The following is a 23,597-nucleotide window of genomic DNA, read 5'->3' as shown; positions in this document are numbered from 1 at the left end:
CCATCACCGTCCGGACAGGAACCACACCGTCAGCGCCGAGCGAGACGCGACCCCCAACTTGTGCAGCGAATTGGCCACGTGGTTCTCGACTGTGCGTTCTGAGAGGAAAAGCCGCTCGGCGATCGCCCGGTTGCCGAGCCCTTCGGCGACGAGGCCGGCCACTTCCGTCTCGCGTGCGGTGAGCGGATGCCGCGCCGCCCCCTGACCGGACGGCGCCAGACCGAGCCGGTCCAGCTCGGAGCGCGCCTCCGTGGCGTAGTACTCGGAACCCAACCCCTCAGCGAGCGCGAGGGCCGTCGCGAAGTGCCCGCGCGCGGCATCCGTCTCGGAACGAAGAACCGCGAGCTGCCCGAGAGCGAGGGCAACCGGACCCGCTGACGGTGTCTGCGCGTTCGCGGCAGCCTGCATCCGTTCGAACGGGAGCAGGTCGTCGTACAGTTCGGCGGCGGCCTCCCGGTCCCCGAGGTAGACGCAGACGCGGCTGTGGCCGACCGCGCCGATCAGCCATTCGAGGCTATGCCGGGGAAACTCCGCCAAGTGAGGGCGGATCTCCTTCCACAGCGCCTCGACCTCGACGTGCCGGTCCTGGGCGGCCAGAATCCCCGCCAGCCAGCCGCGGGCGAAGTAGGGTGCGTCTTCAAGCACCAGTCGCACAGAGGACTCGGCCTCGTCGAGGCCTCTGCCGGTGCGCAGGGCGATGTCGCTCGTCATGATGAGGTGCATCCAGTACCCGCTGGCGTCGCCCGCGACCTCAGTGATCCGGAGGGCATCGTCGGCGCGCTCCCGAGCCTGGACGAAACGTCCCTCCATGTGCAGAAGCACCGCTTGTACGAGCGTCAGCCGCCAGATCCACAGCGGTTCGCGCATCCGCGTGACGACCGCGGTCAGCACTCCCAGTTCGGCGGTCAGGTCGACGAGGTTCCCCTGCTGGAGCAGGGCGTCGATGCGCCAGAGCAGGCCCCAGGCGAGGTAGTCGTCGACGCCGTGCGACCGGCCGAGTTCCATCGCCCGGTCGGCGATGGCGAGCCGGTCGTCGACGTACCCCACCCACACCTGCTGGACCTGCAGTGCATTCAGGGTGAGAAATGCGCCGTCTGGGTCGCCGGTCGCGGCATCCGGCAGCGCGTTCTCGATGGCGAAGTATCGAGTGCTCACCCACGGGCTTCCGGTCACGGCGAGCTGGGCACGTACCCGAGCCGTCCGCGTCGGATCGCTGTCGCCGAGCAGGGCGAGGGTTTCGATACAGAGGTCATGGATCTCGGCCAGCAAGGCAAGGTCGCCGACCCCGCGCAGCACGACGGCGGCGTCCGCCATCGCGGCAGCATCCGCATGCGCTCGGGCGAGATCGGCTACCACGGTGCAGCTGCGCCAGGCGTCGACAGTGCGTCCTGCACGGGCCTGGCTGCGGGCCAGTTCGAGCAGCAGCTCCGTGCTCGGGCTGCCGCCGGCCGCGTTATGCAGTGCGACGGCGCGTTCCCACAGGCCGGTGGCGTCGGCGTGGGCGCGCCGCGCGGTCGCTTCGCGTGCTGCACGAAGCGTCGCCTCCGAGGGGGCCGGTGTGTTGTCGGACGATGCCGTCACGCCCTCATCGTATGGGTGGCACCGACCGCGGAACTAGGTGTCGGGTCGAGTGTTTGCACGGATGCCGACGGGCAGGCACGCGAGCATCCTGAAGCGATCACACAACAGAAGGAGGCAGATCATGGTTGCCGTATCGGAGACACTCACCCGACGCCGCAGTCGGCAGATTCAGGTCTGGGGCGCGATCGGGTTCTGGGGCGGGATCGCCGGAGCATTATCGGCGGCCCTCCTGATCTTCTATCCGCCTGAGGTGCCACTGGAGCGCTTCAGCTATCCGTTCCGGGGCGTGGGGTTCACCATCGCACAGCTTTTCTTCGCCCTCCAGCACGTGACGATGGTGCTGGTGGTCGTCGGACTGCTGCGCACCACGGCAGGCCGGTCCCGTCTGGCGGTCGGCGGCCTGGTCGCCGCCATAATCGGGCTCGTCCTCATGTCGATCCTCGAGGTCATCGTGATCGCGGGGGCAGACGCCGTCGTAGGCGATCCGCTCTATGACACGATGTCGTCGCTCTATGGCATCCCGACCATACTCACCGCGGTCGGCCTCGTGGTCGGCGGCATCGGCATCCTGCGGGCCGGAGTCTGGCGTGATCGGGGCCGCGTGCTTCCGCTGATCATCGGCGCCTATGTGTTCGTCGTGCTGCTCCCTGCGCTGTTCGGTCCGAACTGGCTGGGTCGCGTCGCGATTGGGATCTGGTGCCTGCTGTTCGCGCTGCAGGGCTGGATCCTCTGGCGCGGCACGCTGTCTCGAACGGCGGTCGAATCATGAACACGCGGCCCCTGAATCCGATCCTGCTCGGGGCGGTCGGCGGGTTGGCGTGGTCTGCTGGCCTGCGCGGCTTCATGGTCGAGGTCGCCGGGGCCGAATCGCAGTTCAGTTGGTTACGAACATTCGGTGGCATTCTGATCCCGAGCACGGTCGCCGGTGGTCTGATCGGTTGGGCCGAGGTGCGGCGTCGGGCTGGTCGGCCGGTTCGGGCAGTGATTCTGGCGCCACTCCTCCCGTCGGTTGTCACGTTGGCGTTTCCAGGGCAACTCGCGTCGGTGGTCACGACGGGGCAGGGCACCGCCGGCCCTGCCGTGGCGTTGATCGGGATGGCCGGCGGCTACGCACTCTCACCCGGGGGCCGGATGTGGGCGCGGGTCGCGTGTGGGGCCGTCGCCTTGTCGATCCTGCCGCTGTGGGCGGCGTTCTCGACGCAGATCGGAGAGACGCCCGCGGTCACGACCCCGCGGGGCGCCTGGACGGCGCTGCTCCTCTGGTCTCTGCTCGGGGTGCTGGCGTTTGCGTGCACCGTCCCGTTGCGCCAGGTTGATGCTGCGGAAGGGGCGGCGGGGGCGGGCGCCGTCGGAGTAGCGGCCGAGCCTGCGCACGTCGAGGTGGCTCCTGCTCGCGTGTTGCGGATGCACTCACGCCGCGCACCTGGCGACCGCCTCAGCGAGTAATGAGTACGTCCTCAGCGAGATTGCCCCACGGCATCCGTCACCGTCGTCCGGATCCGATACAGACTCGACGACGCCGTGAGGTACAGCTCGGTGCCGTCCGGTCCGCCGAAGCACACGTTCGACACGACCTCGGGCACCGGCAGGGTGAGCAACAGCGTGCCGTCCGGCGCGAACACCTGCACGGCCTCCCCCGACGACGTCCACACCCGGCCGGCCTTGTCGACGCGCAGACCATCGGCGGTTCCGGCGGACTCGACGAAGAGGCGCCCCTCCCCCGTGTCGGCGCCGTACACGCTGATGTGCCCCGCGTCACCCTCAAGTCCGGTGTCGGTGACGTAGAGCAACGTCTCATCGGGCGAGAACGCCAGACCGTTCGGGTGCACGAGGTCGGTGACTACCGGGGTCGCGACACCTGTGCTGGGATCGAGGCGGAAGACGAAGCATCCGCCGTACTCTTCGACACCCGGGTGGCCCTCGCGGCCGCTCTCCTGGATCCCATAGGGCGGGTCGGTGAACCAGATCACCCCGTCGGATGCCACGACGACGTCGTTCGGGGAGTTGAACCGTCCGCCTTCCCAACGGTCCACAAGCACCTCGACCTCGCCGTCCACTTCGCGTTCGACCGCCCGACGACCGTGGCTGCACTGCACGACGCGTCCTTCGAGGTCGAGAATGCGTCCGTTGGTGTACTCGACGTCGTCCCGGTGCACCCGCGTCTCGCCGCTCGCCCGGTCGAACTCGAGGATGCAGTTGTTCGGGATGTCGCTGAAGCGCACCGACCGCGAGTCCGGCAGCCACACCGGACCCTCGAGCCATTCGCCGCCGGTCCAGAGCTTCTCGAGCTCGCCGGAGATCAGGCCGTGGTTGTCGGAGGACGTGTCGTTCGCAGGAGCCGTCATGGGATCACGGTAGCAATAGCCTGCCGAGTCCGTGCCCGCCGTCGGTGATCGAGCTCGTCGAAATCCCGGCCAGCACGGACACGGAGGAGGGACCTACTCACCCGTTCCGGACGTACTCACCCGGCGTACCTGGTGAGTAGGTCCGGAAGTGGTGAGTAGATGGCGCGGCGCCACCCGGATGCCAAAAAGGGTCGCTGTTCTCGCGAAACAGCGACCCTTTATGGCACAGCAGCGAGCGACCTACGCGGCAGGCGCCGGGATCGTCGCCGTGTCGATGACGAAGCGGTAGCGCACGTCACTCTTGACGACGCGCTCGTACGCCTCGTCGACCTGGTCGGCACTGATCACCTCGACGTCGGCACCGAGACCGTGCTCGGCGCAGAAGTCGAGCATTTCCTGGGTCTCGCGGATGCCGCCGATGTTGGATCCGGCGAGGCTGCGGCGTCCGCCGGTGAGCGAGAAGACGCCGAACGTCTGCGGCTTCTCGGGCAGTCCGACGAAGACCATCGACCCGTTGAGGGTGAGCATCGACAGGTACTTGTCGATCGGCAGGTCGGCGGAGACCGTGTTGATGATGAGGTCGAAGCGCTTGCGGTTCTTCTTGAAGGTGTCCGGGTCCGACGTGGCGAAGTAGTCGGTCGCACCGAGGCGCATGCCGTCTTGCTGCTTCGACAGGGTCTGGCTGAGCACGGTCACCTCGGCGCCGAGCGCGGCGGCGATCTTGACGCCCATGTGGCCGAGGCCACCCATGCCGACGATCGCGACCTTCTTGCCCGGGCCTGCACCCCAGTGCTTGAGCGGGGAGTAGGTGGTGATACCTGCGCAGAGCAGCGGTGCGGCGACGTCGAGGCCGATGCCCTCGGGGATGCTCAGCACGTAGTTCTCGTTCGCGACGATCGAGGTGCTGTAGCCCCCGTAGGTCTCCTCACCGGAGTACTCACGCCCGTTGTAAGTGGCGACGTTGCCCTTGAGGCAGAACTGCTCCTCGCCGGCGAGGCAGTTCTCGCACTCGCGACAGGAGTCGACGAAGCATCCGATGCCGACGCGGTCGCCGACCTTGTGCTTGGTGACATCCGAGCCGACGGCACTGACGATGCCGGCGATCTCGTGGCCGGGCACCATCGGGAAGATGGCTGCACCCCACTCTTCACGCGCCTGGTGGATGTCGGAGTGGCAGATGCCTGCGTAGGCGATGTCGATCTGCACGTCGTTGGAGCCGACGTCGCGACGTTCGATGGTGGAGCGCTCGAAGGCTGCTCCGGCGGATGCTGTGACGAGGGCGGGCACGGTGGTGGTCAAGGATTACCTCCGGAAGTGGGTGGGGCGGCCGCGTCTGCGCGGCTGCAGTTAACGCTACAGCGCCCTCCCGCTTCGAAGAGGACCCTTGCACCTCTCCGCCGATCGAGTGTCCGCACAGCACTGTGCCCCGGTGGTCACCGACCACCGGGGCACAGACCGGTGTTCTTACTCGAACAGGCGCGGAGCGAAGTCGATCAGGTTCTTCTGCCAGACATCCCATCCGTGCGGGCCGACGGTGACGCCGTTGAACTCGTACTCGACACCCAGCCCATCAAGAGTCTTCATCATCGCCAACACGTTGGGATAGGTGAAGTCCGTGATGTCACCGGTGTAGAGACGCACGAGGTCAGTCTCCGCATTGACTTTCGCCACATCAATGTTCGGCGGAACGCCGAACAGGAACCCGGCGAATGCACCCACCTGTGAGAACTCGCCAGGGTTGCTGAGCAGCAGGCTCATCGTCCGCTGTCCTCCGAGCGAGAGCCCCGCGATCGCGCGCTGGTCGGGGTCGTCACTGACGTGATAGGCCCCCTCCACCGCCGGCAGAACGTTGCCGAGAAGCTCTGACGGGTAATTGTTCACGTTGCCGTTCGGCATCACGACGACCATCGGATCGATGGAACCATCGAGGGTGAGGTTGTCGAGGATCTGTTTCGCACGACCGACCTCGACCCAGTCGGTCCACGTCTGTCCGCCTCCGTGGTTCAGAACGAAGAGCGGATACGCTTCCGCGCGGTCCGCGTCGTATCCCGGCGGTGTCCACACATAGGCGCTGCGCTGCTGCTGCGCGACGGTGCTCTGGTAGGTGAGAACGTCGAGCTCTCCCCCCTGCCCCTCGGCGACGTCGGCGAGGAGTCGCGACTCCTCACCAGACACGAAGAAGGTGCTCCAGGTCGGCTCGGTCGTCACCTTCGTCGGGTTCGAGGTGTCCTTCACCGAGACGCCGTCGACGATGAACTTGTAGTAGTACGACCACGGATCCAGCGGCCCGACGGTCGCTCGCCAGCGGTCACCCACCTTGCTCGCTTCGACGCGCAGCCAGCTGCCGCCAGGGCCCCAGTTCGCCCACACCGACACGTATTTGGCGTCGGCGAACTCGGTGCCCGTCTCGAAGGTGACGAATCCGTCGTCTGTGACCCACGGGGTCGGCGTTGTGCCTGCGGCGGGAAGCACGAACGGCTTCTCGATGTCGACGTGGCCCTCACTGAAGCCGGCGTCACCGGTCTTCTTCCCATGGAACAGCCGCGGCGCGAAGTCGATCAGGTTCTCCTGCCAGGCGTTCCAGTTGTGACCGGCATCCGGGTTGGCGCCATCGAACTGGTACTCGAGACCGAGAGTGTCGAACTTCTGCATCGATGCGAATACGTCGTTGTAAGCGATATCCGTCTGATTCCCCACGTACAGGCGGAACAGTTCGGTCTGCTTGTTGATCTTCTTGACCGGGATGTCGGCGAGGTCGCCGAAACGTCCCGCTCCGAAGGTGCCGACGTACGCGAACATTCCCGGATGCTTCGTCAGCACCTCGAAGGTCTGGCCACCACCCATGGACAGTCCGGCGAGCGCTCGGTCCTTCTTCGCCTTCGACACGTTGTACGCATCGTCGACGGCCGGCATCAGGTTATCGACGAGCTCGCTCGAGAAGTCTGGAACATTGCCGTTGCCCATCACGACGACCATGTCTGCGAGTTCTCCGGAGAGCGACAGGTTGTCGAGGATCTGCTCGGCTCGGCCGACTTCGATCCAGTCGCGGTAGCTCTGACCACCGCCGTGCTGCAGGTACAGCACCGGGTACGGCTTGCCCCGCTCCCGATAGCCGGGCGGAGTCCAGACGAGCGCGGATCGCTCTTCTCCCGCGACGGCACTGTCATAGGTGAGCGTGTCGATAGAACCCGCGGCTTGCGGCGCATCCGCCAGCAGATTCGCGGACTCACCGGGAACGAAGAACGTGCTCCATTCCGGTTCGGACGCGACCGACGTCGGATTTGTCGGGTCCTTGAACGTCTTCGAGTCGTCACCTGTCACCTGGTAGTAGTACAGCCCGGGCTCGAGTGGCCCGAGGGTTCCGGCCCAGTTGGACCCACTCCGGGACAGGCCGTACTGGGCCCAGTTGGCTGAGGCGCCGAAGTTGCCCTCGATCACCAGGTTGGACACCGGTCCGACCGCCGCTTCGACGTCGGCGTTCGGCACCGCAAACCGGACGTATCCGTCGTCGAGCTGGGTGACCCACGGATCTGCCGCGACCGCGGGCTGGCTCACGACCAGGACGCTTGCCGCGACAGCGATCCCGGTGGCAAGGCCGGCGAAACGACGCCATCGCGACGATCGGCGGGGTCGATGTTCAAGAGCAGTGATCTCCATGAATTCTGTTCCTTTTCCTTTCGCCCCACCCTCTGGCGGGGCGTCACACAGTCGTCTCCGCCCGGGACAGGACCCTGCGGCAGAAGGCTGGAAAGGCTACGAAATCGAAAACTCGGGTAATTTACCACGTCGTAAATTCCATCCGGGACTCATGCTTCCGGCATCCGGGAGGCTTGTCAAGCAAAACCTGAGCGGCGCCTGGTTTGTGACGCGGACTCCGCAGACCGCCCTGCACCGCTGGCGCCGGCGTGCCCCGTGTCGTATATATTGACCCTGAGCGCGACAACGGATGGAGCCACGATGAGATCGACCATGCGCGACGTCGCGCAGGTAGCCGGGGTCTCAGCGAAAACGGTTTCCAACGTCATCAACGACCATCCGCACGTCCGGTCACACATTCGGGAACGCGTCCGCAAAGCGATAGTCGAGCTGGACTACCGGCCCAATCAGTCCGCGCGCGGCCTGCGCTACGGCAAGACCGGCGTGATCGGCCTCGCCGTCCCTTCGCTGCGCGAGAACTACTTCGCCGAACTGGCCGACTCCGTGATCCGCGCCGCTGAGAAGCGGGGGCTCAACGTTCTCATCGGCCAGACGAACGGCGATCGCGCCAACGAACTCGACGCGATCAGGGGCCTCCGCCTGCAGGGTACTGACGGGTTGCTGCTCAGCCCGCAAGGCCTGGCGCAGCGAGACGTCGACGCGCTGAACGTTCCGCTGCCACTGGTGTTGCTCGGCGAGCGGATCTTCGGTGGCCCGACCGATCACGTCACCATGCACAACGTCACGTCCGCGCAGGCGGCGGTCGAGCACCTCCTCGAGCGCGGTCGAACCCGCATCGCGATCATCGGCGCGCCAGACCCCGGCGATACCGATCCGAGCTCAGCGTCGCTCAGGCTTCAGGGATACCGCAAAGCTCTCGAGGCCGCGGGAATCCCAGAAGCGCGCGAGCTCATCTGCGTGACCGGTCACTGGAGTCGCGAGGCCGGCGCGGTCGCCGTCCGCCGTCTCGTCGACGACGGGGTCTCGTTCGACGGCGTGTTCGCTCTCAACGACAGCCTCGCCCTCGGTGCCCTCCGAGCGTTGGGCGAGGCGGGCATCCGGGTGCCGGAGCAGGTTGCGGCCATCGGCTTCGACAACATCGACGAAGCCCGCTTCTCGGTGCCGTCGCTGTCGAGCGTCGACCCTGGGCGGGATTCCATCGCCGAGATGGCGGTGCAGATGCTCGTCGAACGGGTTCGCGAGAAGGGCGACCCGCGCGCGCCCCGGCTCAGCAAACCGGAATTCCGCATCGTGACACGAGAGTCCTCGGGGCCCGCACCCTCTTAGGTCTCATCCAAGCGCCACCGCCGTCCACGAGACGGCTGGCAACGTCACCGTGAGGATGCCGTTCTCCAGCGACGCGGTGTCATTCGGCTTCAATCGCACCCGGTCTGGCGCCTCCTTCGTGTTGGTCGCGTACACGTCGTCGTCCGACATCATCTGCGTCTCGAGGATCGACTTCTCCCCCAGCCCGGCCAGGTTGACCGTGACCGTGATCGAGTCGGTGAGTGACCGGTTGACGAGGAAGACGGCGGCGCGTCCGGTCTCTTCGTCGTGCGTTGCGCCGGCGTCCACGAGCGGCACCGTGCCGAGCTCGGCGGACTCGTACTGCTCGGAGTGCACGCGAACGTCGAGGGCGACGCCGACCGCCAGCCGCGACGTGACGGCGAACGGGAAGTAGGTGGTCTGTCGCCAGGCCGGCCCGCCCGGTTCGGTGGTGATCGGAGCGATGACATTCACGAGGATCGCCATCGCCGCCGAAGTCACCCGGTCGGCGTGCCGGAGAAGCGAGATGAGGAGACCGCCGACGACAACGGCATCCGCAACCGAATACACGTCCTCGGCGAGCCGCGGCGCCTCCGGCCAGTCGTCGCCCTCGATCTCATCGGTGCGGTAGAACCGGTCGACCTGCCGCGGAAAGCTCCGCAGGTTCTCGCCGAGGTACCAGACGTTCCACTCATCGAACGAGATGTTGAGGGTCTTGTCGCTGCGCTTTACGGCCTTCACGTGGTCGGCGGTCGCGATCACGACGTCGAGGTAGCGGTCCATCTTGACCGGCGAAGCGAGGAACGAACCGAGGTCGCCGTTCTTCTCCTGGTAGTACCCGTGGCACGAGATGTAGTCGACATCGTCGTAGGTGTGCTCGAGCACTTCACGGTCCCACATGGGGAACGTCGGCATGGTCGGATGCGACGATCCGGATGCCACGAGCTCCACTCTCGGATCCAGCTGGCGCAGCGCCTTCGCGGTGCGTGAGGTCTTCTTGCCATAGTCCGCGGCTGAGGAGTGCCCGAGCTGCCATGGCCCGTCCATCTCGTTGCCGAGGTACCACATCGAGATCCCGAACGGCTCGGTCCGACCGTTCGCGATCCGCTCGTCGGACAGCGTGGTGTTCTTCGCGATGTTCGCGTACTCGACCACATCGAGAGCGTCCCTCGTGTCTGCGGTGCCCAGGTTCACCGCGTACATGAGCTCACCGCCGACCTTCTCGACCCACGAGGCGAACTCGTGCAAGCCCACCTCGTTCGTCTCGCTCGACCGCCAGGCCAGGCTCAGCCGGCGCGGTCGATCTTCCTTCGGCCCGATGCTGTCGCGCCACTGGAACCCTGAGACGAAGTTGCCGCCGGGGTAGCGGATGCCCGTGACGCCCATCTCCCGCACCAGCTCGATGACGTCCTGCCGAAAACCGTCGGCATCCGCCGTGGGGTGGCCGGGCTCGTAGATCCCGGTGTAGACAGCGCGGCCCATGTGTTCGACGAAGGTGCCGAACAGGCGGCGGTTGATCGGACCGATGACGAAACCGGGATCGACGGTCACGCGGGCGTTGGACATACTTCTCCTTAATGCATGGCGAGGGTCGGCACGAGCCGGCGCTGAAACGCCGGGACGACGACTACTTGAGGCTGCCCATCGACAGGCCGCCCTGCCAGTACTTCTGCAGCAGAAGGAACGCGATGATGAGCGGGATCACCGAGACGAGCGAGCCGCTTGTCACGAGGTTCCAGACGAGGCCGCCGGCGGTGGCGGAGTTCGACTGCACCTGCCAGTTGTTGAGACCGACGGTGACGGGCAGGAGGGTCTGGTCCGAGATCATGGCCAGCGGCAGGAAGTAGTTGTTCCAGCCACCGACGACGGAGAGAAGCAGCACTGTCACGATCGCCGGCCGCATCAGCGGCAGGGCGATGGTGGCGAAGGTGCGGAACTCTCCTGAACCGTCGACGCGTGCGGCGTCCAGCAGCTCGTCGGGGATCGCATCCTGAATATAGACACGCATGAGGTACACCCCGAACGGGCTGAGCAGCGACGGCAGGATGACCGCCCAGACGGTGTTGGTGAGCCCGAGGTTGTTGAACAGCACGTATGTCGGGATCACGAGAGCCGTCATGGGAACCATGACCGACGCCAGCAGCACCATGAAGGTGACTGTGCGGCCACGGAAGCGGTACTTCGCGAACGCATACCCGGCGAGTACGGCGAGGATCGTTGCACCGACTCCTCCGGCGAAGGCATAGAGGAACGAGTTCGCCATCCACTGCAGATAGATACCGCTGTTGTATGTGGCCAGCTGCGCGATGTTGTCGAACAGGGCGAAGTTCTGGTCGAACCACAACGGTCCGCCTGTGCCAGTGAACAGGCCCTGAGTGGTCTTGGTAGCGGCCACGATCAGCCACCAGATCGGCAGCAGGAAGTAGACGGCGGCGATCGCGAGGATCAGGTGCATCCCGACCGATTTGCGCTCCCCTGGCTTCGGGGTGGCGCGCTTTTTGCGCCGGCCGGAGGAGGTGATGGCGTTGTCGACGAGAGGGACGGGCGAAACAGTCATCAGCGGAGTCCACTCTTTTTGCGGGTGGCGATCAGGAAAATGATCGAGGTGAGGAAGACCAGCAGTCCGAGCGCGAAGGAGATGGCCGACGCATAGTTGAACTGCTGATACGAGAACGCCAGGTTGTAGGCGTACAGGTTGGGTGTGTACGCGGCGTCGATGGCGTTGCCGGCAAGCGGTGCGAGGACTTGCGGTTCGGTGAAGAACTGCAGCGTGCCGATCAGGGAGAACACGATCGTCAGAACGAGCGACGAGGCCACGATCGGGACCTTGATGTGCAGGGCCGTCTGCAGTTTGGTCGCTCCGTCGATCCGGGCCGCTTCATAGATCGATGGGTCGATGGACTGGAGTGACGCGTAGATGATGATCATGTAGTAACCGGTCCACTGCCAGGTGACGATGTTGGTCAGCGACCAGAAGATCGAATCCCGGCTGAGCAGGTCCGGTGCCTGAGTGTTGAGGAACTCGAACAGCGTCACGAGTGGGCCGAACGACGGGCTGTAGAGGAATCCCCACATGAGGGCGCCGATGACACCGGGAATCGCGTACGGCACGAAGATGAGCAGCCGCGTGAAGCGGGAGAATCGCGTGCGCACGTCGTCGAGGATCAGCGCGAAGATCAGCGCGAGACCGATCTGGAGCGGAACGAACACGATCGCGAATCCGGCGACCCGCACCATCCCGGAGAGGAATCGTTCATCGTTGAACGCCCGGACATAGTTGGCGAGCCCTGAGAACTGTTCGCCGCCGGCGAGGGTGTTCGTGTGCAGGCTCATCCAGAAGGCGTATGCCAGCGGAAGCACCAGGAACACGAGAAAGATGACCGCGAACGGAGCAAGGAAGACCCAGCCGAATCGCGCGTGTTTCCGATCGAGACTGGTCCCGCGCTTGCGCGCGGCCGGGGGCCTGACAGGCTCGGTGAGCTGAGGGGTGGTCGACATGTGTCACTTCCTTGAGACGCAGATGGAACTACTGTGCGGGCGGAGCTGCTGCCCCGCCCGCACAGGCCGAACTTAGTTCAGGGTGAATCCCTGTTCGGTGGCGTAGGTCTCCAGCGACTCCTGGAGCGCATCCATCGCCTCGGATGCGGTCGAATTGCCTTCGATCGCCTCCGAGAGGAGACGCTGCATCTCGTCGTAGTAGAACTGCGTGAACGGTGAGAACATCACGCCCTCGTAGTCGAGAGCCGACTGCACGAAGAACTCTCCGTTGAACTTCTGGTTGCCGAAGAATTCGTACTCGAGGTCCTTGAAGTAGTCCGACTCGATCATCTCGGGCATGGCCAGGAAGAGTCCACCCTCTTCAACTCCGAGCTTCTGTCGCTCCTCGGTGTTGTAGAGCTCTGCAGCAACCTTCGTCGCGAGCGCCGCGTCGCTTGCCTGTGTCGTCACAGCGAGCGTGCTGCCTCCCCAGTTCACCTGAACAGGGTTGGCCGCATCCCACTGCGGGATCGGGGCTGCGCGCCAGACGGCACCTTCTTCGGGGTCCTCGAAGTCCGGGATGTGAGCGTTGTACCAGACCGGGTAGATCGCGGTCGCGTACTTGCCGCCACCGAGTCCGGTGCTGAACTCGGGGGTCCATGCCTGATCGGTTCCGACGAGGCCTCGCTCGACCAGGTCGATCCAGTACTCGAAGACCTTCTTGCTCGCGTCGTCGTTGTGGTTGATCGTGATCTCGGACTGCTTGCCGTTGTCGAACTCGAACGGAACCGCTCCGGCCTGGTCGAGGAACGCGTAGTGCTGTCCCTGTCCGTTCGGCGCGAAGTTGCCGATCTGAACGTCTCCACCAGTAGCCGTGTTCAGCTGCTCGGCGGCTGCCGCGTACTCATCCCAGGTGGTGGGGATCGCGATGCCGTTCTCTTCGAAGATGTCAGCGCGGTACCACATGCCGACGGGTCCGAGGTCGACCGGTACGGCGTAGACGCCGTCGCCGCTCGAGACGTCGCGCCAGGCGCCTTCGGTGAAGTTGTCCTTGTACTCCTCGATGCCGTGCTCGGTCATGTCGACGAGCCCGCCCTGGATGAGGAAGCTGTTCAGCCAGTCGTACTCGATCTGGACGATGTCGGGCGCGCCTGACTTCGACTGGAGCGAGGTGGAGAGCTTGGTGTACTGGTCGCCACCCTGGCCGGCGTTCGACCAGCAGATCTGCACGTCGTCGTTGGTCTCGTTGAAGTTGTCGACGGTCTGCTCCGTGTCGGGGAGCCAGCCCCAGTACGTGACGACCGGAACGTCCTTCACCTTGACCTCGTTGGCGCAGTTGGTCTTGCTGGCGCCGGCGTTTCCGCCGCCACCACCTCCGCTACCATTGCCGGCGGTGCACCCGACGAGGGCTGCGGCGAGCGCCGTGGTCATGCCTGCTGCGAGCAGGGCTTTCTTGTTGGTCATGTGATTGCTGGTCCTTTCGCGGTGCAAAGACACCGTTGTCGGCGGCACGGGGATGCCACTGTTGCTGCGAGAGAAAAACGCGTTCGGCTTACGGAAAGCTGTCGGGTTAGGTGCGGTTTACCACGTTGAAAGCTTTTCGTAAAACAAATGCAGGCTCAGCGTATGCGGCAGAATTTGTTTTGTCTATAGCTAAATTCGGATCACTCCGATTTGCGGCGAGCGCTGCAGTTCCTTTCGAGCGCTGCAGTTGCAGCTGTAGCGCTCGACAGCATGTGTAGCGCTCGCGTGAATCGCTTCCCCGCCGGCAGCCCTCCCCCGCCCCGCTGATCGAGTAACGACGAAGGGGCGTATCGAGGTATGGTCCCGCTCAAGCCGCGGGCAGACCCCACGCAGTAACCGACACCGTCCCGCCGGTGATGTCGGTCTCCACCTGCACCATCTGCCGCTCGGCCCCGTGATACCCGGCGACGTAGAGCCACCCAGCGGCATCCCCTCGAGGCATCGCACTCCAGGTGAGGGTCGCGACGACTTCCGCTCCGGGCTGCAACTCGATCCGGGTCACCCCCGGGTCGTCGCCGAGCATCCCGCCGCCGTGATCGACGTCCACATCGATGGCGCTGGACACGGCGTTGCTGAACGCGACATCCGGATAGCTCTCGAACACGCACGCCGCATCGCTGACGTTCTGCGCACGGATGACCATTCCGCGACTGCCGGCGGCAGCATCCGGGGTGCCGGCTGTCATCGCGAGCTGTCCGCTCGTGCACCACAGCGGGTCGACCTGCCAGTCGCCGGGCGCCACGAGCGGCACAGGGGTGCCGGTCGGGATCGGCGCCGGAGCTGGTTCCGCCGGGATCTGGGCCTGGACGGCGGCATGGGCCTTCGGGGCCGCGACGCTCAGCCCGACACCCGCGAGCAGGAAGACGAGCGCCGCCGGGACGGCGATCACGCTGCGCCGGAAAGCGCGCTGATCGGACCGACCGACTCCGTCGAGGGCGATCGCGACCAGCGCGGGGATCCAGCCGAAGACGAGCCCCCACTGGGCGGCCCCGGCCAGACGTTCGGAGGCAAGGCCAAACGGAGTTTGCCGTGTGACGACGGCAACGCCGAGTTCGACGATCACCGGAATCGCAACCACCAGGAATCCGGATGCCACGGCGCACAGCCAGTAGGCGGCGAACGCGGTCGCGGTGTTCCCGGCGACCTGTGGCTGTCCGCTGTAGGGGGCGACCCCGGCGGGCGCGTCCCCCGCGACCAGCGGCTGCCGGCGTACCAGGGCGAGGAGGGCGGCGTAGATGGCGGCGAGCGCGAGCATCGACAGCGCGATCATGGTGAACGCCCAGAGTGGGGGTGCGGTCAGCTCCTGAACCGGGACCGTCTCCGGGGCAACGATCGAGAGGACGTGCCGCACCGGACCCGACAGCGTCTGCCGGCCGAGCAGTTCGAGGCCTCCGCTGACCAGCCACAACACGGCGGCGACGAGGGCGGGCACGACAGCTCGAATCAGGCGCATCCCGCCAGCGTATCGATGGCGCCGGTCTCGAGGGGATCACTTCCGGACGAGAGTCCCCGGCGCACCTGATCCTCTCGTCCGGAACTGATGTCTTCGCCCTCCGACGACGATCGCCCCACCATCGGTGCGACGAGACCGACCTACAGCGCAGCAATACTCCAAGTAGCAAAGGTGACCCCGTCCGGCTGGAGCAGGAGCAGGTCCACACCCGAGTTGAACGCATCGGGCGGGCGAATGGATCTGCGTTTCCATAACGCCCACTGTGGCACCCGTTGAGGTAGTTCCTGACCTCTATTCAGGGAAATGACTACGCGATGCGCGTTTACCGAGCGTCACACATTCAGGTCGTAGACCAGAACCTCGGCCGCCCACTTGCCGATCATTTCTTTCACCGGTTCGTGCTCAGGGTGAGGCAGGTACTCATCCCGCGCCGTCTCGCTCGCAAAGGTGATCGCCAATGACCACTCGAAACCGTGTTCCATGCCCTCGGGGCTGGAGCTTGGTCCGGAACCGATGCTGAGGATCCCTGGAATCCGTTCGGGCAGCGCGTTAACCGCACTGGTCAGCCGATCAAGGTCGTCCTTTGCCAGAGGCGAGTTCCAGCGGACGAGCACCATATGCAGAACATTCGAAGTTGTCATGGAGCAATACTGCCCTCAAGTGGGGATTCAGCTTCAGTGCGTTGAACGGCGGTCAGCAGTCGAGGCGTACCGTCCGTGTTCCGGCCGAGCCACCCGTGAAGGATGAGCACGAGAGCAGTCCCAGAGAGCAGACCGTCGGCGATGCCCGCTGGCAACAGGAGGATCATGAGCACGAGAGTGACGACGCAGTTGATGAGGGACAGCACGAGGCCCCATAACCGGTTCCTCCAGAGCGCCACGGCACCGATCACGCGAAGCGCTGCGAACACCCCACTCATTGCCATCATGAGGTACAGGTTGTCCTGCAGGTAGGGGAGCGCGAAGATGTCCGCCCGCTCGGTGATGACCCCTTGTGGGATGCCGCACATCAACAGGATGACCACACCGACAACGACGAGGCCCTCCATGAGAACACCCTGCGCCAGCAGTAGTCCAGACGCCCAACGCAGTTCGCGGTTTGCCCGCGATCGATTCCCCATGTCGCAAACGTAGCGCAGGCGGAAGAACAACGAGATCGACCTACGCGAGGCCTCCGCTTGGCATCGCCGACTCAGCTCGAGCTCAACTGGCGGCGTCCTCGAGCACTGGCTCCGCCGGAGTCGGGCTGACGTCACGCTGCGGCAGGAACAGCCCTCCGACGAACACGCCGACGAGGATCAGTCCCCAGATGACCGCGGCGGCCCCACCACCGACGAGGAACGGGAAGTTCCACACCGAGATGGCGAGCACACAGAGCAGACCGATACCGCCGAGGAGCGACGCGACGGTAACCCCGCGCGACGGCGCTTCGCCCGCCTTCCCGCGGTGCTTCGCGGCAAAGGCGAGGACGGCGAAGCTGGTCAGCGCCATCATCCAGATGACGCCGACAGCGCCGGCACCCGAGTACCAGGTGTAGATCTGGAGTACCGGGTCGAGCTGGGCGAGGGCAGATCCGATGACCACTACGGATGTGATCGCGCTGACCCACAGCGACGCCCGCGACGGTGCGCGGTGTTTGGGGTGTACATCCGCAAGTTTTTGCGGAAGCACGCCGCGCTGGCCGAGGGTGAACAGGTAGCGGGTGACGATGTTGTGGAAGGCCAGCATGCACGCGAACATGCTCGTCACGACGAGCACCTGAACGATGTCGGCGGCGATCGGGGCGATCACCTCGCCGGCCAGCCCCACGACGACACTGTCCGGGTTCGCGGACGCGGCGGCGACAGCGTCCGTTCCGCCGAGTCCGGCGATGACGAGCCACGACGAGACGAAGTAGAGCAGACCGACGGAGATGACCGCGATGTAGGTGGCCCGCGGCACGGTCCTCTCCGGGTCGCGGGCTTCGTTGCGGAACACAGCCGTGGCTTCGAAGCCGAAGAATCCGAGGAACGCGAAGAGCAGTCCGAGGCCGGGAGCGCCAGACAGCGCTTCGGCGGGGCTGAACGGGGTGGTCGTGAGCTCGCGTCCCGAGAACAGAACGCCGAGGTCAATCGCGATCACGGCGACGACTTCAAGCACGAGCACGATGCCCAGGACCTTCGCCGACAGGTCGATGCTGCGGTAGCCGAGGAGCCCGACGATGAGAAGCATGACCGCGGAGATCAGCCACCAGGGCAGCTGGAGGCCGGTCCACAGTTCGATGAGGTTGCCGGCCTGCACGCCGAGGTAGCAGGTCATCGACACGGTCAGCAGCACGTAGCAGAGCAGGGCGATCGACGCCGTTCCGAGTCCGGCCCGGCGGCCGAGGCCGCGGTGCACATAGGAGTAGAACGCGCCGGCGTCCGGCACGCGCGGGGTCATCCAGGCGTAACCGACCGAGAACAACAGCAGAATGATTGTCGCGACGAGCACCATCAGGGGTGCACCGATCGATCCTGACACGGTGAGGATGAGCGGGAAGTTCGCCGCCACCACGGTGATGGGTGCGGCTGCGGCGATCACCATGAAGACGATCCCGGCAACGCCCAGCCGGCGGTTCAAAGTAGTTTCCATAGTTCTTTCCTTACGTATCGAATGCTGGTGCCCCGCTCACGCGCCCTCCGCTCGCTAGAAGGAGCGAAGCGACTGAAGCGGAGGAGCCGACCTAAATCGCAGCGATACTCCACGACGCGAAGGTGACGCCGCCCGGCTGGAGCACGAGCAGGTCCTCGCCGGAGTTGAACGCATCGGGCGGGCAGGTCATCGGTTCGACGGCGAGGCCGATCCGGCTGGGCTTCGGGGCCTCCTGGTCGGCGGTGTGCACCTGCACCCACTTGCACGAGGAATCCCAGCGCATCCGCACGCCGGTGCCCGACGGCGCAGTGACCTGCACCTCAGCCGTCCGGTTCTCGTCGCGGACGAGGCCGGTGAAGGCGTGGTCGATGAAGGTGTCGCCGATGACGCGGGGTGTGCGGAAGTCGAACGTTCCGCCCGCCTCGGTGGAGACATCCGCCAGCCCGATCGGGATCAGCCGGTCCTCGGTCACGGTGAGCACCTGTTCGGCGGGGAGGAGGAGGGTCCAGTCGTCGACGGTTCCCTCACCGGCGACGAGGTACGGGTGCGGTCCGGTGCCGAACGGCGCGGCGGCGTTGCCGGTGTTGCGGGCGGCGACGGTGGTGTGGAGGCCGTCGGCGTCGAGGACGAACTCGACCCGGACCTGGATCCGGAACGGGTACCCGGTCTCGGCCTCGATCGTGGTGGCGAGCATCACGCGGTCTTCAGCCTCGTCGAGGGCGATGAAATCGTGCCAGGCGACGAGTCCGTGCAGGGCGTGGCCGCGCTTCGGCTCGGTGAGCGCGAGCTCGTAGTCGGTGCCCTCGAAGCTGTAGAGCCCGTCGACCACGCGGTTCGGCCACGGAGCGAGGGTCGCACCGCGGAAGGCCGGGCGCACCTCATCGGCGTCATACGGAACGACGAGGTCGCGGCCATTGTGCTGCAGCGAGCGCAGCGAGGCACCAACGCTGGCGATGGTGGCGGTGTACGGACCGCTGGTGAGTTCGAACTGCGTTCCGGAGAGAGGCGTGGTCATGCGTCAATTCTGCCGGGTGTTGCGGGTCGTCCGTGCCAATAAGGAGCTCGTAGCTCCCGACAGGCATCGAGTGCTGCACTTCCATCCGAGTGCTGCAGTTGCAACTACAGCACTCGACAGTAAGTGCAGCACTCGACGCGAGCTTCGGGTCAGACGGCGAGCGCCCCCGCCATCAGCGCGACGGATGCCGCCATGCTCGCGGCCTCGAGACATCCGAGCAGGTCGCGACGCGGCATCCGGTACAGGGTGACCGCACGCCAGGTGGAGTAGCCGACGTAGATCGCCGAGCCGCCGAGCACCAGCAGTGGGAGCAGCCCGCCCCCACCGTGATGCCCCGAAACGGATGCAGCGTGGCCGGCCGACATCAGCGCGACGAGTCCGGCCATGACGATGAGGCCGAGGGAGGTGTGGAGGGTGCGGTGCACTCCGCTCGCTTGAGGGAGCTCTGCCGCCCCTCCGCTCGCTTGAAGGAGCGGAGCGACTGAAGCGGAGGAGGCAGCGCGCAACCCGAGTTCGCGAGGACCTTGGCTTCGCTTCGCTCCAGCCAGCGGGGTAGAGACCAGCGCCAGGGCCACCAACGCGACCACCCACAGGATCGGGGCGAGCAGGCCGAGGCCGAGCGCGACATCCGTCATCGCGACGAGCATCACGAGAGCCGCGAAACCCTCGAAGCCAAGAAGAACCCGGCCACGCCGCCGACCGCCGACGGTGCAACACACACCGAAGGCGGCCGGCAGCAGGGCCGAGAGATGGAGCAGCTCGGTCATGGTGAGGGGGCTAGTGTCCGCAGGTGCAGTTGGCGCCGCAACCGCCCGCGGCGGACGAAGAAGAACCAGCGGCCGACAGCCCGAGGTCAGCGGAAGCCACTCCATCCGGATACGCAACCCCGAGCTCAGATGACGCAGCAGCATCCGGCGACGCCACCCCCGACGAGCAGTGCGACACCGCGGCCGGCACGTTCAACGCCGGGTTCGCCCCGAAGAATCCGTACGGCTTGAGCGTGAACTTGGCGTAGTCCACGGGCATGACCGGCCAGTCCTCGGGACGCGGGAAGTGCGTCGGACCGAACGTGTGCCACAGCACGATGTCCTCACCATCGACCGATGCGTCGTCGGCGATGTACTTCGTGATGCCGTCGCCACCCGGGTTCTGGTGCACGAAGTCGCCCGCCGCGTACTTCTCGGCCGGGTCGTACTGCGTGACGAATAGGTGCTTGGTCGCGAACTCGGCCCGCGCCGCGATCGACGACGAGGCATCCGCCAGCAGGGTCGGGGCATCCTGCGGGTACAGCGTGTACCCGGTCGGCCGGCCCATCCGGTTGGTCTTCTCCGTGTTGACCACGTTCCAGGAACGGGCCACGGATGCGTCCGCTGTCCGCCCCGAGACGGCCTCGGAAGAGATCCGGGTCGTCTTCTTGGTGAACGCGTTGCCGTGCTCGTTGCCGGGTCCGACCGGAACCCGCCCGACTTCGACCTCGTCCACCGCATTCGAGAGCCCGTCGACCATCATGTCGAGCCGTGCCGAGAACAGGTGCTGGTGGTACGGGCCGCCGAGCCCGGGCGCCACCTCGGATGCATACGGGTAGTCCGAGCCGTCAGCAGACAGCCCCGGGTACGCCGACGTGAACAGGATGCCGGTCAGCTTCGCCTCGCACTCGATCGTGCCGTCGAGGTAGAGGTACCAGTAGAAGCCGTAGTCGTAGTTGCCGACGGTGGTGAAGAACGAGATGACGAGCCGGCGTGAGCGGCGAACCTCGTTCGAGCCGGTGTAGATGTCGGAGTGCTTCCACAGGGTGCCGAAGTCCTCCTCGTGCATGCAGATGCCGTTCTCCACAGTGAACGGGTTGCCGGTCTCGTCGGCCATCGTCGCGTCGAAGTACTTGATCTCGCCGACACAATCGCAGCCGAGCGCGAGCGAGTTGGTGAACCGACCGAACAGGTACTCGCCAGTGTCGAAGTAGTTCTGCCAGAACCGCACCGGCGACGGGTCACCGTACGGCACGAGCATCTCGTCGATCGAGGCGCGGTAGATCACGGGGCGTTCTTCGCCGGCATCCGTGAAGGAGAGCTGCCGCAGCACCAGGCCTTCGCGCACGTCGAAGCCAACCTGGAACTTCCAGTTCGCCCAGCTGACCACATCGCCGTCGACCGTGAAGCTCGGCCCCTCCGGCTGGGTGATGACGATCGGCTTGAGCGTGGTGAGTGGTGCGCCCTGCACGGCCGGGTCATCGAAGTTGCCGCTCTCCGCCGGGATCGGCAGGTCGTCCGAGTCGATCAGCCGCGTGATGGTGCGGGATGCCGTGTCGACGTACGCGCTGAGACCGTCGACCGGGTGCGCCCAGACGTGGTCGCCGGGGTAGTCCTGACGGAACGCGAGGACGCGGAGCATCCGTCGCCCTTCTTCTTCCGGGAAGTTGTAGTGCCCACCGGAGAGCGGCACGCACTTGACGTCGTCGATGGTCGTGCCGCGACGCTCGAGCGCGGCGACCCAGCGCGGGTCGGCGTTGACGATGTCGGCGACAGCGTCGAACTCCTCGATCAGGATCGGCAGCTGCCCGGCCGAGCCGTCGAGCACGGCGGTCGACAGAACAGCCGAGGCGTCGAGCGACACGATGTTGTCGGTCGAGCGCCCGGTCGCCATGTCGAGAAGCATCACCCGGGCGCGGCGTTCCGGAAGCGAACCCTCCCCCGCCTGCCAGGCGAGCACCGCGCGCTTGTGCGGTTCGTCGAGGCCGACGTAGGCGAACCGGGTGGCTTCGGTGAAGTCAGGCTGGCTGGTGACGATGTCGCGGATGGCGACGAATTCCGCGGCGGTGAGGTCGGCGAGCGGATGCTGCGCGTCGCCGGTCTGCGACGTGGTGGCTGGGGTGGTGTCGACGAGGGTCATGGGTGTTCTCCTTGCTGGTGGTGCGGGGTGGGATTGAAAAGGGGTTAGCCGCTGATGGCGTCGGTGAGCGTCTCGTAGACGGCGGGCTGGGTCTTCTTAATGACGACGGCCTGCACCCAGCCGATGAGCGGGAACAGCACGATCAGGCCGAGGAGTACGGCGCTCACGGTGCCGAAGGCCGGGGTTCCGGTGGCGTCGACGTCGCCGACGAGCATCGGGAAGTTCGCGATGATCACGACGGCTGCTCCGACGAGTCCGAGGAAGCCGAGTCCAGGGGCGATGACCGTGTTCCAGAGACGGCCGTCCTTCTTGGTGCGAGCGAAGTAGACGATCACTGCGGCACTGGTCACCGCCATGAGAATGGCGATCGCGAGAGTGGCGACGCCGGCGAACCAGGTGAACACCTGCAGCACCGGGTCGAGATTCATCACCGCGAAGATCACGATGCACGCGGCGGCGGTGATCGACTGGGTGAGCGACGACAAGTGCGGCGAGACGTGCTTGGCGTGCACCGTGCCGAGGCGGCCCGGCAGGACGCCGGCGTTCGACATCGAGTGCTGGTAGCGGGTGATGACGTTGTGGAAGGAGAGCACGCAGGCGAACATGCTCGTGACGAGCAGCACGTTGATGATGATCTCCCCGACGGTGCCGAGGTACATGGCGGTGGTGATGAGGATCATCGCGCCGGGGTCTTCAGCGGCGACGCCCACGACGTTGTCCGGGCCCCAGGCCATGACGAGCCCCCAGGAGGCGAGCGTGTAGAACAGGCCGATGCCGATGACGGCGACGTAGGTGGCGCGCGGGATGGTGCGGTTCGGGTCCTTGGCCTCGTCGCGGAAGATCGCGGTGGCTTCGAAGCCGATGAACGCGGCGATGGCGAACATCAGGCCGATGCCCGGGGATCCGCTCATCACGTGTTGCGGTTCGAACGGCGCGAGGGAGAGGCCGTCGGCCCCGCCCGCGAAGATGACCGCGGCGACGAGGACGAGCACGATGCCGACTTCGGCGACGAGCAGTACGCCGAGCACCTTCGACGACAGGTCGATGTGCCGGTAGCCGAGGATTCCGACGAGTGCGATCGACGCGAGCGACCAGAGCGGCCAGGCGATGTCTGGGCCGCCGAGTCCGGTGACGGTGACGTTGAGGAGGTAACCGATGTAGCCGTACACCGAGACCTGGATGGTCGTGTAGGTGAGCAGGGCGAGGAAAGCGCTGGCCAGTCCCGCCTTCTTGCCGAGGCCGTAGCCGACGAAGGTGAAGAACGCGCCCGGCTTGGGCACGTGCTTGGTCATCGCGGCGAGGCCGACGGAGAAGAGCAGGAGCACGACCGCGGAGATGGCGTACATGCTGGGGAAGCCGACCCCGTTGCCGAGGAGGATGCCGAGCGGTGCCGCACCGCCGATGACGGTGAGGGGTGCCGCCGCGGCGACAACCATGAAGACGATGGCCGTGACACCGAGCGAGCCGGAGAGCGCCCGACCCTTCGGTGCGGCACCGGCGTCTGACGCCGGTTTGGTGGTGACTGTCATGAGAGTTCTCCAAGCTGATGGGGGTGACGGGCCGGGTGGAGGGAACGGATACCCGCCAGCATCCAGTGCCGCTGTTGCGCTCAGATTCCTCTGGCGTAAAACACCGCACACCCTGAATGAGACGGATGCCGCCGGGCTGTCTCATTTGGCGGTCACGAACCCGAAACATGGCCGTCGCAGCGCTGCAACGACGGCGATCTAGCGTGAGGTCAT

General features: G+C 65.8%; 19 protein-coding genes. 3 read left to right on the top strand and 16 right to left on the bottom strand.

The features are described 5' to 3' along the window. Positions 1–3: 3 nt before the first annotated feature. A complete protein-coding gene (locus tag AC1M2K_RS07375; RefSeq protein ID WP_480240458.1) occupies positions 4–1,581 on the bottom strand; it encodes a LuxR C-terminal-related transcriptional regulator in 1,578 nt (525 codons plus the stop codon). Between the two features lie 121 nt (positions 1,582–1,702). Here AC1M2K_RS07375 and AC1M2K_RS07370 point away from each other — a divergent pair, with 121 nt between their 5' ends. After that, entirely contained in the window at positions 1,703–2,350 is a 648-nt protein-coding gene (locus AC1M2K_RS07370; protein ID WP_480240457.1) for a hypothetical protein, read from the top strand. Further along, entirely contained in the window at positions 2,347–3,027 is a 681-nt protein-coding gene (locus AC1M2K_RS07365; RefSeq protein WP_480240456.1) for a hypothetical protein, read from the top strand. The genes AC1M2K_RS07370 and AC1M2K_RS07365 overlap by 4 nt, the downstream gene beginning before the upstream one ends. A gap of 11 nt (positions 3,028–3,038) precedes the next feature. Here the strand turns inward: AC1M2K_RS07365 and AC1M2K_RS07360 are convergent, their stop codons facing one another. From AC1M2K_RS07360 to AC1M2K_RS07350, 3 genes are all read right to left on the bottom strand, one after another. After that, entirely contained in the window at positions 3,039–3,926 is an 888-nt protein-coding gene (locus AC1M2K_RS07360) for an SMP-30/gluconolactonase/LRE family protein (protein ID WP_480240455.1), read from the bottom strand. A 240-nt stretch (positions 3,927–4,166) separates the two neighbouring features. Further along, positions 4,167–5,225 (bottom strand): NAD(P)-dependent alcohol dehydrogenase, encoded by a 1,059-nt coding sequence (locus AC1M2K_RS07355; protein WP_480240454.1) that lies wholly within the window; start codon positions 5,223–5,225, stop codon positions 4,167–4,169. 165 nt (positions 5,226–5,390) lie between these two features. Continuing rightward, positions 5,391–7,583 (bottom strand): alpha/beta hydrolase, encoded by a 2,193-nt coding sequence (locus tag AC1M2K_RS07350; RefSeq protein WP_480240453.1) that lies wholly within the window; start codon positions 7,581–7,583, stop codon positions 5,391–5,393. A gap of 300 nt (positions 7,584–7,883) precedes the next feature. On the opposite strand from AC1M2K_RS07350, the gene AC1M2K_RS07345 reads away from it, so the two are divergent. Then, positions 7,884–8,909, top strand: a complete 1,026-nt coding sequence (locus tag AC1M2K_RS07345; protein WP_480240452.1) for a LacI family DNA-binding transcriptional regulator — start codon at positions 7,884–7,886, stop codon at positions 8,907–8,909. Positions 8,910–8,912: 3 nt separating this feature from the next. Here the strand turns inward: AC1M2K_RS07345 and arfA are convergent, their stop codons facing one another. The 12 genes from arfA to AC1M2K_RS07285 all read right to left on the bottom strand — a co-directional run bounded on the left by arfA (position 8,913) and on the right by AC1M2K_RS07285 (position 23,384). Beyond that, positions 8,913–10,454 (bottom strand): arabinosylfuranosidase ArfA, encoded by a 1,542-nt coding sequence (arfA, locus tag AC1M2K_RS07340; RefSeq protein WP_480240451.1) that lies wholly within the window; start codon positions 10,452–10,454, stop codon positions 8,913–8,915. A gap of 61 nt (positions 10,455–10,515) precedes the next feature. Next, complete coding sequence (locus AC1M2K_RS07335) at positions 10,516–11,445, bottom strand: carbohydrate ABC transporter permease (protein ID WP_480240450.1); 930 nt, start codon at positions 11,443–11,445, stop codon at positions 10,516–10,518. Beyond that, positions 11,445–12,386 (bottom strand): carbohydrate ABC transporter permease, encoded by a 942-nt coding sequence (locus tag AC1M2K_RS07330; protein WP_480238692.1) that lies wholly within the window; start codon positions 12,384–12,386, stop codon positions 11,445–11,447. The genes AC1M2K_RS07335 and AC1M2K_RS07330 overlap by 1 nt, the downstream gene beginning before the upstream one ends. Before the next feature lie 72 nt (positions 12,387–12,458). Then, positions 12,459–13,829, bottom strand: coding sequence for an ABC transporter substrate-binding protein (locus AC1M2K_RS07325; RefSeq protein ID WP_480240449.1), 1,371 nt, complete (start codon positions 13,827–13,829; stop codon positions 12,459–12,461). Positions 13,830–14,196: 367 nt separating this feature from the next. Then, the gene (locus AC1M2K_RS07320) at positions 14,197–15,342 is read right to left on the bottom strand and encodes a DUF4232 domain-containing protein (protein ID WP_480240448.1); all 1,146 of its coding nucleotides are present in this window, start codon (positions 15,340–15,342) and stop codon (positions 14,197–14,199) included. A 332-nt stretch (positions 15,343–15,674) separates the two neighbouring features. After that, a complete protein-coding gene (locus AC1M2K_RS07315; RefSeq protein ID WP_480240447.1) occupies positions 15,675–15,959 on the bottom strand; it encodes a Dabb family protein in 285 nt (94 codons plus the stop codon). A gap of 20 nt (positions 15,960–15,979) precedes the next feature. Next, the gene (locus AC1M2K_RS07310) at positions 15,980–16,462 is read right to left on the bottom strand and encodes a hypothetical protein (protein ID WP_480240446.1); all 483 of its coding nucleotides are present in this window, start codon (positions 16,460–16,462) and stop codon (positions 15,980–15,982) included. Positions 16,463–16,544: 82 nt separating this feature from the next. Further along, positions 16,545–17,954, bottom strand: a complete 1,410-nt coding sequence (locus tag AC1M2K_RS07305; protein WP_480240445.1) for an APC family permease — start codon at positions 17,952–17,954, stop codon at positions 16,545–16,547. A 91-nt stretch (positions 17,955–18,045) separates the two neighbouring features. Then, the gene (locus AC1M2K_RS07300; RefSeq protein WP_480240444.1) at positions 18,046–18,969 is read right to left on the bottom strand and encodes an aldose 1-epimerase family protein; all 924 of its coding nucleotides are present in this window, start codon (positions 18,967–18,969) and stop codon (positions 18,046–18,048) included. Positions 18,970–19,118: 149 nt separating this feature from the next. Beyond that, positions 19,119–19,736, bottom strand: coding sequence for a hypothetical protein (locus tag AC1M2K_RS07295; RefSeq protein ID WP_480240443.1), 618 nt, complete (start codon positions 19,734–19,736; stop codon positions 19,119–19,121). Between the two features lie 10 nt (positions 19,737–19,746). Then, positions 19,747–21,855 carry a primary-amine oxidase gene (locus AC1M2K_RS07290; protein ID WP_480240442.1) on the bottom strand — a complete coding sequence of 703 codons (2,109 nt, stop codon included), beginning with the start codon at positions 21,853–21,855 and terminating at the stop codon, positions 19,747–19,749. Positions 21,856–21,899: 44 nt separating this feature from the next. Continuing rightward, entirely contained in the window at positions 21,900–23,384 is a 1,485-nt protein-coding gene (locus tag AC1M2K_RS07285; RefSeq protein ID WP_480240441.1) for an APC family permease, read from the bottom strand. Between the last annotated feature and the right edge of the window lie 213 nt (positions 23,385–23,597).

The organism is Mycetocola sp. Y171 (assembly GCF_056713165.1).
The sequence above is the reverse complement of the archived record's forward strand: the minus strand, read 5'-3'. Positions and strand labels throughout refer to the sequence as shown.

Excerpts from the sequence above, each read along its gene's own strand:
- AC1M2K_RS07335 (WP_480240450.1), bottom strand. The coding sequence starts at position 11,445 with ATGACTGTTTCGCCCGTCCCTCTCGTCGACAACGCCATCACCTCCTCC.
- AC1M2K_RS07320 (WP_480240448.1), bottom strand. The coding sequence starts at position 15,342 with ATGCGCCTGATTCGAGCTGTCGTGCCCGCCCTCGTCGCCGCCGTGTTG.
- arfA (WP_480240451.1), bottom strand. The coding sequence starts at position 10,454 with ATGTCCAACGCCCGCGTGACCGTCGATCCCGGTTTCGTCATCGGTCCG.
- AC1M2K_RS07365 (WP_480240456.1), top strand. The coding sequence starts at position 2,347 with ATGAACACGCGGCCCCTGAATCCGATCCTGCTCGGGGCGGTCGGCGGG.
- AC1M2K_RS07350 (WP_480240453.1), bottom strand. The coding sequence starts at position 7,583 with ATGGAGATCACTGCTCTTGAACATCGACCCCGCCGATCGTCGCGATGG.
- AC1M2K_RS07295 (WP_480240443.1), bottom strand. The coding sequence starts at position 19,736 with ATGACCGAGCTGCTCCATCTCTCGGCCCTGCTGCCGGCCGCCTTCGGT.
- AC1M2K_RS07330 (WP_480238692.1), bottom strand. The coding sequence starts at position 12,386 with ATGTCGACCACCCCTCAGCTCACCGAGCCTGTCAGGCCCCCGGCCGCG.
- AC1M2K_RS07345 (WP_480240452.1), top strand. The coding sequence starts at position 7,884 with ATGAGATCGACCATGCGCGACGTCGCGCAGGTAGCCGGGGTCTCAGCG.
- AC1M2K_RS07370 (WP_480240457.1), top strand. The coding sequence starts at position 1,703 with ATGGTTGCCGTATCGGAGACACTCACCCGACGCCGCAGTCGGCAGATT.
- AC1M2K_RS07290 (WP_480240442.1), bottom strand. The coding sequence starts at position 21,855 with ATGACCCTCGTCGACACCACCCCAGCCACCACGTCGCAGACCGGCGAC.
- AC1M2K_RS07360 (WP_480240455.1), bottom strand. The coding sequence starts at position 3,926 with ATGACGGCTCCTGCGAACGACACGTCCTCCGACAACCACGGCCTGATC.
- AC1M2K_RS07300 (WP_480240444.1), bottom strand. The coding sequence starts at position 18,969 with ATGACCACGCCTCTCTCCGGAACGCAGTTCGAACTCACCAGCGGTCCG.
- AC1M2K_RS07325 (WP_480240449.1), bottom strand. The coding sequence starts at position 13,829 with ATGACCAACAAGAAAGCCCTGCTCGCAGCAGGCATGACCACGGCGCTC.
- AC1M2K_RS07310 (WP_480240446.1), bottom strand. The coding sequence starts at position 16,462 with ATGGGGAATCGATCGCGGGCAAACCGCGAACTGCGTTGGGCGTCTGGA.
- AC1M2K_RS07285 (WP_480240441.1), bottom strand. The coding sequence starts at position 23,384 with ATGACAGTCACCACCAAACCGGCGTCAGACGCCGGTGCCGCACCGAAG.
- AC1M2K_RS07315 (WP_480240447.1), bottom strand. The coding sequence starts at position 15,959 with ATGGTGCTCGTCCGCTGGAACTCGCCTCTGGCAAAGGACGACCTTGAT.
- AC1M2K_RS07305 (WP_480240445.1), bottom strand. The coding sequence starts at position 17,954 with ATGGAAACTACTTTGAACCGCCGGCTGGGCGTTGCCGGGATCGTCTTC.